Genomic DNA, 10410 nt, shown 5'->3' on the forward strand with positions numbered 1-10410 from the left:
CCATAGTTAGCAGTAGCTCTCTACAACCAATCATCTTTTTGGCTCCAAACAGCAACGAGTTTTTTTATTGACTGACTTCGCTTACAATTCTATAATATGATTAAAATCAAGGGCAATGAGCCAGACAAATCGACAGGAGTTAAAAATGAAGATTGATGATATTTTTAGAAAATGTATTGAAATTCCCGGCGTTTCAATAAAACGTAGCGAGTTCAACGCAGAACTACTTATGAAAACTAAGGAGGGAAAAGGGTCTATGACGTTTTTTCAACTTTTCCCCGGACTTACTATTGCGTATATTTTTATAAATTCTCCGACATGGGCAGCTCCAAATTTGGGTGAAGATAGTTTCATTAAAAAAGGGCCTTTGCTCCTAAACTATTGCGTGACTGGTCGTTGCGAGATTATCTTGAATAACGGAAACTTTGTATATGTGAAAGATGGAGATATTTCTCTCACGGAGTGTTTTGCCCAAAAGCAATATGTCTATCCTCGCCGTATCTATGAGGGAATGGAGCTTTTTGTTGATACTAATACACTGGCAACAGAGAGTACATGGATACAAAAAGAGTTTGGCATAGACATCCCTAAAATCATTGAACTTTTTTGCCCAAACGATAACACTTATATCTCAGCAGTTACTCCTGAAGTTGAAGAAATATTGATTAAGCTCTGGGAACTTTTTGATATTGCGCCTCCGTTTTCGATTTCTCAAATGAAGATCTATGTTCTGGCTCTATTTTCATTACTACAAAATCTTAACAATATCCCCCCATCGCAAGCCTGCACATTTTTTACTGAAACACAGGTAGATATAGCAAAACGTGTTGAAAAAATTATCACTTCCGATTTGCGGCAACATCATCCTGCATGGGAATTGGCAGCTCAGTTTTCTGTCAGCGAAACCAGCTTAAAAAACTATTTTCGTGGCGTTTTTGGTCAAAATATTTCCATCTATCTACGGGAAGTCCGAATGAAAAAAGCTGCAGAGTTACTGACTTCTGCAAGATTGTCCGTTGCAGAAATAGCAGAGTTGGTCGGCTATATGAATCAAAGCAAATTTGCATCAGTTTTCAAAAAACAATTCGGCCTATCGCCATTGGAATACCGGCGGTCAAAAAAACTGGAAAATATATAAGATAAAGCCGGGATTGCTTGCTGGCTTGCAAAATCCCGGCTTCATCTATGCCCAAAATCAGATATAAACTAATTCCTGCAACAACACTTCCTCCACCTGCGCTTTCAGCGTGTTCATCAACCCCACCCAGCGCATGGGGTCACGGGCTTTCAGTTCCTCGGTAACGCCCGCCGCCTCCATCATGTGGGATAGTTAGAACGGTGGTTATTCCGAAATTATTCTGATTCAGGGATAATACCGGCAAGCAATGCCTGTGTTAATACACACAGGCCCGCAGAGAAGAAAATCCCTTTGTGATTTTCCTCTCCGCTTGCTTGTTGAGGGCAGCGCCCCCAAGCCCCTTTGAACACAGAATTTCATTCTGTGGCTGCGCGTTCTGCGAACGCTTTTGACCAGGACCAGCTTACCGCTGGCCGTGGTCTTTTTCTTTTTCAACATCCTGTTCTACCTCCATTTTCAGCACTCGATCTACATTCGCTTTTGCAGTCAAAAGCTCCCTCATTTCTTCACGGGAGCGCCGATACTCGGAATAAGTCTTTTTCTTTTCTTCCAGCAATTTTGCGTACTCTGTCTGTAACTCTTTGACCTTTGGCAGCTTCTTGACGCCCATCTCATCAAAGGCATTCTTAGCAGCCTGGTGGAGCAGAATTTCTTCCTCATGTTCCTCCCGAAATTTCTTAGTGTAACCCGCCTTGCGGTATGCCACATAGACCTCACGGGTCTTGGCATAATTTACGATGTGAGTACGCAGAACAGCAATCTCTGCCATGCGCTTTTCAGCCGCTTTGATCTGCGCCGAAAGTTCATTGTGATGTGCCGTGGCAGCCGTAGCCTTTTCTTCCAAAACCGCATACTCCAGCAGATTGTTCTCTGACAGGTAATTCATGGTCTGCGCCATTTGTTTCAGATTAAAAACTTTAGCCCATCGAGCATAGCCAGCACCTTTTCCAGCCTGCAATTTTGTCTGAATGTCCACCAGCAGATTGACCTTCGGCGGCTCTGCCTGTGTGACTGTTTTCTTTCGCGGGGTATGTGCTTTCTTCCCTAAGAGAACTGCCCGCAAATCTTCCAATCCATATCCTTCGCCCAGACTGTCCATGCGGGCGGCTTTCTCCCAACCAGAGAGTTTCAGTCGATACGATTTCCCGCGCTTTGAGACTTCACAACCATATTCTCGCAACAGCTTCAGCAGTTCTTCAAAGTCAGCAGGACTTTGTGATAATGCGTTGTCAATCGCCACACGAAGCAGCTCTCGGTGAGAGGGCTTTGCCTGATCGCCCAGCCATTTGTTATAGCTCTTTCCGTGAGGTTTCGGATTCTCTACAATGGACAGTCCATTCTCAATACAGATGGTGTCACTTAGCCGACGAACCGCCTTGGTGCTGCCCCAAAAGTTTCGGAACTTCCGGTCATATTCTAAGCTGACCGATGACCAGATAATGTGATTATGAATGTGCGACTTGTCTATGTGAGTGCAGACCACAAAGGCATGATTGCCTTTAGTAAAACGCTTTGCAAATTCTACGCCCAGCCGGTTTGCTTCTTCCGGGGTAATCTCACCGGGGCGGAAGGACTGGCGTACATGATAGGCAATCACATCATCCGCGCCACGCACTCGTCCGGTAGTGGCAATGTACTGCCGCTTTGCCAGAAGAAACTCTGCATCCGCAGTCCGGCTGTCACACGCATAACTGGTAATGAGTTTGCCGTTATCTGTTTTCTGTGGATTTGCTACATAGTCGATGATGTCACTGATCGCCCGACTTTCTGTGCGGCCCTTGCCGACATGAAGCGGCATGATTCTTATGGTTGCCATAAAAAGCCCTCGTATCAATGGAAAGTCTGGTATTGGAGGAACTTTTGATTGCGAGAAATTCTGGAATGATGATAAAACCATCTTTGTTGACATAGTAAGCTGTGGTTTTTCCATCGTCGGTGATGACAATCATATCACTGCAACCGATGGAATGACCTTTGAAATTCTTCGGTCATTGCTTCTGCAAGCGTGTTTTAATGTCAGCCGGAGTTTCCCCCGGCTGGATTCTTCCAATATACACCTGCTGATAGTTTTCTATCTGAACTGTTCTTCCTTCGCTTTTCAGTTTCTCGTAAGAACGAAAACGGACATCCCTATACTCTGAGGTATCTTTTACCTGATATACTGCACACTGACTTGTACTCATTCTTCTTCCTCCTCTTCCAGTTCCATTTTATAATCTTCCAGATCCATAAGAAAAATCTCATACCCTTCATCACTCATGCAGAACAGTTTTCTTATGGTATTGCAGACAAGACCAATCATATCCGCATCGCCTTTTAAAAAAGGAATGATATGGTCGATTGCCTCCATCGTGTCATTTCTGTTTCCTTTATCAAACATTGCGGTTACTAAACATTCATCCGCATCAAAATTCATCGCCAGATCCATCATAATTCCACCTCTCCTTTCTTATGTGTCTTGGATTTTTCTGTTGTCTTATTCTGCTCCTGCGCTTTTGCCTTTGCCTGAAAATCTTTTAAAGACTGCAGCACAGACTTCTTCACTTCACCTTTTGCTCTGCTTGCAGGTTCCGCCTTTTGTGTCTGGCTCTGACTTACAGATACCGGTTCCTGCTTTGCCCTTCTGTCTGCCGTAACCGCAGAAGGTTTCTGCCCACTTCCTATTACTGTTTCTGCCGTATGTTCCGTTTCCTTTACCCTTCCATGCTTTTCATCCAGATACTTTTCCATGTCTGCGATTGCTTTCTGCACCAGAGAGCTTTCTTTATAGTGAGGAATCATATCTATCAGATCACGCTGTATCCGGTCTGCACTCATCAACTCATATTCCCCGGAATAATCTTCATCACCATCTTGCAGATCAAATCCGATTCCTTTAATCCCATGCAGTCTCTCTGCTGGGATACTCTCATATATTTTAATGGCTTCTTCTAAAGTGAGGTTATTATGGTACTCTCCCATGACTGGAAACTCCATGCACTCTGCGACATAAAAACTGATCGTGGCTCCTGGCTGTTCCTGCTCCGGCTGTTTGTCAAAAATAGAAAGTTGCTCTGTATCTTCCAGACGGGAAAGTAAAGAACGGGCAGTTATCACATCGCTGTCTATATCGGATTCCTCGGATACCTCAAGCAGCCAGTCCTTGACAGCTTCTGTTTTCTTATTCAAAATATCCTCCGTGAGTTTTTCCACCTGTTCTTCTCTATTTTCAATCGTATCGTTATACTCATAGGTATCAACGTCATAACTAAAATTATCCAGGTCCGAAGCGAGTTTTTTAATCTCCTGCTGATCAAGGTAAGCATCTGCTTCCTTCATATATTCTGCCAGAGTGATTCTTTCTTCTGCGATAGGATTGATGTCCACCTTAATACCTGCCATTGCTATACCATGAGCATTTAATTCATTGAAGAAACTGTCTTCACGGATATTGCCACGATAAGAAAGCACTACATCAAGGTCAGAATCTTCCCGGTAAAGGTCTTGTCTGCTTCTGGAACCATACACTCTTGCAGCAAGCAGCTCTACCTCCTGTTCCATTCCCATATCTTCTAATACTGCCTGTGCATGATACAGGACACCTCTTTCAACTTCTGCCCTGCTCAGGCTATTTAATGCCAGTTCATTTCTTCCAATCTCAGAAGTCGCACGAAGTTCCCCCTCCTGCAATAAATCCTTAGAGTGCTGGATCGTCATTTCTTCAAATTCTTTATAATCCACTTTGACACATTCCAGGTCATCCATTCTTTCACTTTTAAGGGTTTCATAAGCAACTTCCTGAATGGATGCGTCTGGATTATCGTAATCACCACTCTGGATTTCATGCAGATCAGAGTCATAAAAAATAAACGAATATCCTTCTTCTGTTGCCTGTATGGTCAGATACCCTTTACTCTCGGTAAACTGCATTGCGATTCCTTCATAGGTTTGCATTGCTTCTTTCCTGCGAAATCCTTCAAAAATACTTGCCGGGCAGTTTTTTTCTAATTGTATCCGCTGCATCTGTTCTTCCTGAACTTCTTCCACATCTGCCATCAATTCTTCATAATCCACTACTTTTGCGTCTTCCAATGAGTACCCTTTATCTTCCAAAATATCACTGGCAGCTTCATCTACATAAATTGTCGGATTGTCATAGATTCCTCCATCATCCTCCTGATAATCTTCATTGTAAAATGTATAATCATAGCCATCTTCTGCAGTCTGGATTGTAAAGTATTGTTTTCCAATCTGATATGCAATCTGTACCTCATTCCAGTCCAGCATATTTTCCATTTTATTTACCGCTTCATATATTTCCGGATTCAGCCACCCTCCGATCTGTTCATATGCATGGGTCAGCTGATCTATTCCGTTTTCACATCGGATAAAATCCATGCTTTCCTGCATTGTTTCCGTATTCTGGATACCAAGCACTTTTTCCTGATGATTTGGCAGGCGTAAATATTCCTGCATCGCTTCATCCAGTGATTCATACCGGTTTACTTTTACTACACCCTCTGCATTTATATCTTCCATCACATAAAAATTATCAACGTAATGAATCTCTGGCATTTTCAACTTTATGCCTTCTGGCAGCTGCACCTCACTGACTGCATGGAAATTAAACCGGACATCCGTTCCAGATTCATTTTTTCCTGCCATCGTTTCTTCCCAGGTATCTTTCTGTACTGCTTGTATTTCTTCGATTGTAAGTGTCTGTCCACTCCGCAGAGTTACAACAGAATCTTTCGGGAATTCCGTCAAGTCATAAAGTGTTGTTCCATTTTCCTGCAAATATTCTGATACAGCTTCTAACGCTCCTGCATCAAACCCATTCCATAAATCCTCCGCTACAAGCTGTCCATTTTCTGCTACGATAATTCCTGCCACATCGGAGCCAAATTCATCATGTTCCATTAAGAAGAACTTCTCCCCCGCATATTCCTTTTCATCAACCGTATGCCATGTCCCGTTATGTCCTTCTGCTTCATATCCTCTTGTCTCTGCCGTGATTGTCACTTCGTTTTCTCCTATCGCCTGTTCTATCCTCTGCATCCGGATCTCAGCTCTTGCCATGTCGATAAACCCATCTAAAACTGCCGGGTGACTTTCGATCACATAATCCAGGTTCAGATTTCTACCCCGGCTGACATTTTCCGGGACTTCGATATGCTCCGCCCAGTCTTTGTTCTGTCTGGAAAATCTTCCATCATGAGAAAGTTCACGGATGGTGTTTGCCATAACAAAATTCATACGTTCTTCCCCAAAGCGTTCCACGACTTCTTTTGCCGCACCCTGCTTTAAGTGCAGTCCGTCAAAATTCTCCCGGATAACATCCTCGATTGCTTTCTTGCAGTCCAGATTTAACTTTCTGGAATCCAGATAGGCATCTACATCCCGTTCTCCCATTGCCTGTTCCAATGTTTCTTTATAAACTGGCGGATATGCCCTGACAGAATTATGTTCCAGCATGTTCATTCTCTGCTGGACAAACTCCGGAAGTTCCTGAAATCCAAAAGAATCTACATAATAGGCTGTGATCTCTGCCCCCCTGTTTATCACGATCACATCACTTACCGATAAGGAATGACCACGGAAATCTTCCGGTCGATCAATGTTAAATCGTTCAAATATATTGTCTAACGTGATTGTTGGCATCCACGGTGCTGCATAAACCATCCGGTAATCCTTTCCATCAATGGTATAGCCCAGGTTCTTTGCAGATTCCATTCCCATAAACTGATAGGTATGCTCATCTCCACTATCCATCTGATAAATGGCAAACCTTCTGCTTTCTCCATGCAGAAGAAGTGTCTCATCAATCTTTTCTGCACTCTGCCGTTCCAGTGCTTCCTGTTTTGTGGCAGAGACTTCTCTTTCTTTCTGGACTTCCCATTCTGTTTCTGTGATTCCAAAGATACCGTCATATCCAAAAATCTCATTTTCCGTCTCCACAAGCACCTGTTCTGCCCGTTGTGGATTCTCTGGATTTCCATATAAGATGTAAATTTCTGCCCCTCCACGGTATAATTCATATGCCCGGTCTTTCATAAGCGGTAGCATATGGTCTAACTGGATTCCTGCCTCGTGCATTTCCGTAAAACCGATCATGCCATCTGGGAAATTGTCAATCTGTGCCTGTGTTTCATTCATAAGGTTTCTCGTATATTCACTTTCCGGTCTGCGGATTGCGGTCATCATACGGTTCACCAGTCCAAGCACTTCGTCTTTGTCATCCATCTTATATGCAAAATTCACAATAAGATTTCTCTGGGAATCTGTGAAATTTCCTGTATTTGCAGCTTCTGCCGTTTCAATCAGACGGTGGGCATACTGCATGGCTGTTTCTTCTGCAATCTCCGGTTCCTTCACTGGGAAGTTTGCCCTTGCTGCCTGAATCACTTCATACACCAGCTTTGAACCGGCTTCATCATAAGATTCCCTCATATCCCATACCAGGTCATTCAGTCTTTCCACCTGTCCGGGGAAGGTTTCTGCATATTCATTTACAAATGTCTTTTCTTCTTCTGAAAAAATATTTCTTGGAAACTCTGCCTTTTGTACCAACATCTCTGCCTGCTCTTTCGGAGAAAGGTCAGAAATATAAGTAACGCCTATGTCAGCATCATATTCCACATCATAAAAATCAATCGGATAGTTCTCTCCGTGTCCACTGCTGTCATAGAGTGGTGTGACAGCAGCACCTTTTTCTTCCAGAAAACTTTCCAGAGGTTTCTCATTTTCCTCTATCTCACCACTTTCCAGAAGGCGGACGTATTCTCCCACATTCTGCTCTAACTGTTCCCTGCTCATGTTTTCAATCAGATCATAGGTAAACTCGGAACCCATACTGCCTGAAAGATGCAGAATTAAATCTTCCTTATGAAAAGTATCCCGGATTGGTCTTTCCATTTCCAACTCGTACATCTGTGCCTCGATATTCTCAATGATCTCTGCCGATGTTTTTCGGATGGTATCCATAGATGCTTTCAACGCCTTCATATCCCTGCTCTCGCACCAGCTGGCGATATAGGTAAACGAATATTCTGAAGTATCCAGACCAAAATGGTTGCAGACTATGTAAGCGATACTTTCTGCTTCCACTTCCTTTGTTGTCTGGTCTTTTAAGACGCCTTCCGCATCCATTACTTCCCGGTCATGCAGCAATGCGTGGCTCACTTCATGGACTCCAGTTTTCATCGTCTGGACATTACTCATATCTTCCTTTATCGCAATATATTTTTCTGTCTGGTGATAATAACCTTTTGCTTCCCCTTCCACATTCATCATGCGGATCGGTACAGGAGAAATATTCTGCAATGCCTGCATGAACGTATCATAAAACTGTACACTTCCGGTAAGCTCCGGCACCTCCAGTTCTGCGATCGGTTCTCCCTCTGTCTGGCTGACATCAAACACTGTCGTTATGCGGAATCTCGGTATCACCATCTCCACAATCTCTGTTTCCGGCTGTCCATCATCCCCGATCACAGGCTCTTTTGTTACCGGGTCGATCTTTTCAATCTCCTGTTTCTCCCGGATCGGTGCTGGTGCAATGATCTGGATTCCTTTCTCTCCACGTTTTACATGGCGGTTAAACTTCTTCTGCCATGCCTGATACCCTGCCACCAGTGTTGCTTCCGGTTTCTGCATGGTGATCAGCAGCGTGTTATTAAAGCTGTAATTATGGAACTTTGACATGGTATTCAGATATTCGGTATATCGCTCCGATGTAAAGATTTCCTTTACTCCCTGCTCCAGCCGTTCCGATATTTCTTTTAACTGTTTTTCTATATTATTTGCCATAAACAAACTCTCCATTTTATGTCCCCGCCAGAGAAAACTCTGACGGGAAATCTTTTATAACTCCTGTTCGTGTTTTTTCTTTGCAGTTTTCTGTGTAACGGTCGGTTCCGCTGTATTCTGCTGTGCCTTCTCCTGCTTTAAGCGTTCCAGAATAGATGGCTTATGAATTCTGTCTGCTGTTTCCGGAAGTTCTTTTTCTTCTACGGCATCCCTGCTGTCTGTGTTACTTCCTTCTCTGCCAATATCCTCATCTGCCATAATCGTCTCATTGCCCTTTTCATCCATGTTCAGCAAGGCATTTAACTCGGATAACCGTTCTATCTTTTCATTCAGCTCTGCTTCTTTCGGAAATGGTTTCTTTACCTCTTCCTGTGCAGTAGCAAGCTGCTGTTGTACGGTTTCCAATTTCTGCTCACTTTCCGTCAGCTTCCTGTCGATAGAAGAAAGCGTGTTATGGATACGCTGCATATTTCCTACCGGGTCTTTTCCGATCTCCAGCTTATAAGAGCATTTTCCTTTGACCGTCAGTTCAAACGCATTGGAGAACATATTGTAGGAAGCAGATAACGTAAACCCATGATATTCCCCAACCTTTCCGCCGGTGCTGACGGTTTTTAAACCTGCACAGGCGGCGATCAACGCTTCGCCTGCTTCTTTCTTATCTTCATAAAGGACATTCCCTACCGTCATGGCAAACGTGTCATTATCCTGTAAATCCACGCTTTTTACTACCTGCGAATCCACCTGCATCCCGGCAATCCGCTCTTTCAATGCACTGATCTGTACCGGGAAATTCTTTGCAATATCGGATTCCAGACGGTAAATCTGACTGGTATGGTTTGCCTTTAAGAGTTTCAGCTTACTCACCTGCACATCCAGATCCATTTTTTCTTTAATGTACGGATTACCTGTGGCAAGTGCCTTGATCTCTGCATAGGACAGTGCCGTATCATCCACATCTTCACAAGCCCTGACCGGGGATTTACTGGTCATGATCTGGCTGATGAACTTCTGCTTATTCTCCAAAATCTGCCACATATACGCATCAAAAGTATTTTCCGTCACATACCGGAATATCTTTACTTTGTCATTCTGGTTTCCCTGTCTTAAAATACGTCCTTCCTGCTGTAGGCTAAGTACCCAGCGCCTTGCCATATTGCTATGGTAGGTTTCCAAATACTCGCCCCCGAACCGTACTTACAACTCTCACTGTATACGGCTCTCCATTTATAAACTCAATTTAACTGTCCACAGTGTAATTTCTTATGACATTCTCTACACAAAGCTATTGTTTTGCGATTTCTCGCTATCATAAGAGCTTCCCAAAAAGTTTTACCTTGTAAATCTTTAAGCCGATGAACATGATGAATTTCTATGGGAGTATTAGTTTTTCCGCATAGCTCACATTCTCTGGCTTTTATTCTGTCGATTAGCTTTGTACTGCTGAAATATTTGATTGTATTTGGAACTAAGTCTGCATTAGA

General features: G+C 43.4%; 6 protein-coding genes and 2 pseudogenes. 1 reads left to right on the top strand and 7 read right to left on the bottom strand.

What is annotated here, in order from left to right; translation table 11 throughout:
* Positions 1-145 precede the first annotated feature (145 nt).
* Complete coding sequence (locus tag BLP57_RS14865) at positions 146-1138, top strand: AraC family transcriptional regulator (RefSeq protein WP_092072845.1); 993 nt, start codon at positions 146-148, stop codon at positions 1136-1138.
* Between the two features lie 57 nt (positions 1139-1195).
* Here BLP57_RS14865 and BLP57_RS14870 read toward each other — a convergent pair.
* The 7 genes and pseudogenes from BLP57_RS14870 to BLP57_RS18105 form a co-directional block, all read right to left on the bottom strand.
* Positions 1196-1330 (bottom strand): annotated as a pseudogene (locus BLP57_RS14870) (TnpV protein); the annotation flags it as partial.
* A 211-nt stretch (positions 1331-1541) separates the two neighbouring features.
* Complete coding sequence (locus BLP57_RS14880; protein WP_092072850.1) at positions 1542-2954, bottom strand: relaxase/mobilization nuclease domain-containing protein; 1413 nt, start codon at positions 2952-2954, stop codon at positions 1542-1544.
* Positions 2887-3321, bottom strand: a pseudogene (locus BLP57_RS14885) (YodL domain-containing protein). Before BLP57_RS14885 ends, BLP57_RS14880 begins: the two are co-directional and overlap by 68 nt.
* The gene (locus BLP57_RS14890) at positions 3318-3569 is read right to left on the bottom strand and encodes a transposon-transfer assisting family protein (protein ID WP_055066054.1); all 252 of its coding nucleotides are present in this window, start codon (positions 3567-3569) and stop codon (positions 3318-3320) included. The pseudogene BLP57_RS14885 and the gene BLP57_RS14890 overlap by 4 nt, the downstream one beginning before the upstream one ends.
* Positions 3566-8926 (bottom strand): DUF3849 domain-containing protein, encoded by a 5361-nt coding sequence (locus tag BLP57_RS14895; RefSeq protein ID WP_092072853.1) that lies wholly within the window; start codon positions 8924-8926, stop codon positions 3566-3568. The genes BLP57_RS14890 and BLP57_RS14895 overlap by 4 nt, the downstream gene beginning before the upstream one ends.
* Before the next feature lie 54 nt (positions 8927-8980).
* Positions 8981-10081 carry a hypothetical protein gene (locus BLP57_RS14900; protein WP_330389483.1) on the bottom strand — a complete coding sequence of 367 codons (1101 nt, stop codon included), beginning with the start codon at positions 10079-10081 and terminating at the stop codon, positions 8981-8983.
* Between the two features lie 80 nt (positions 10082-10161).
* Positions 10162-10410 (bottom strand): HNH endonuclease (locus BLP57_RS18105; protein WP_442855626.1); only part of this gene is annotated, 249 nt, incomplete at its 5' end.

It is taken from the genome of Blautia sp. SF-50, from assembly GCF_900101315.1.
In the GTDB taxonomy this organism is placed as follows: domain Bacteria; phylum Bacillota; class Clostridia; order Lachnospirales; family Lachnospiraceae; genus Blautia_A; species Blautia_A fusiformis.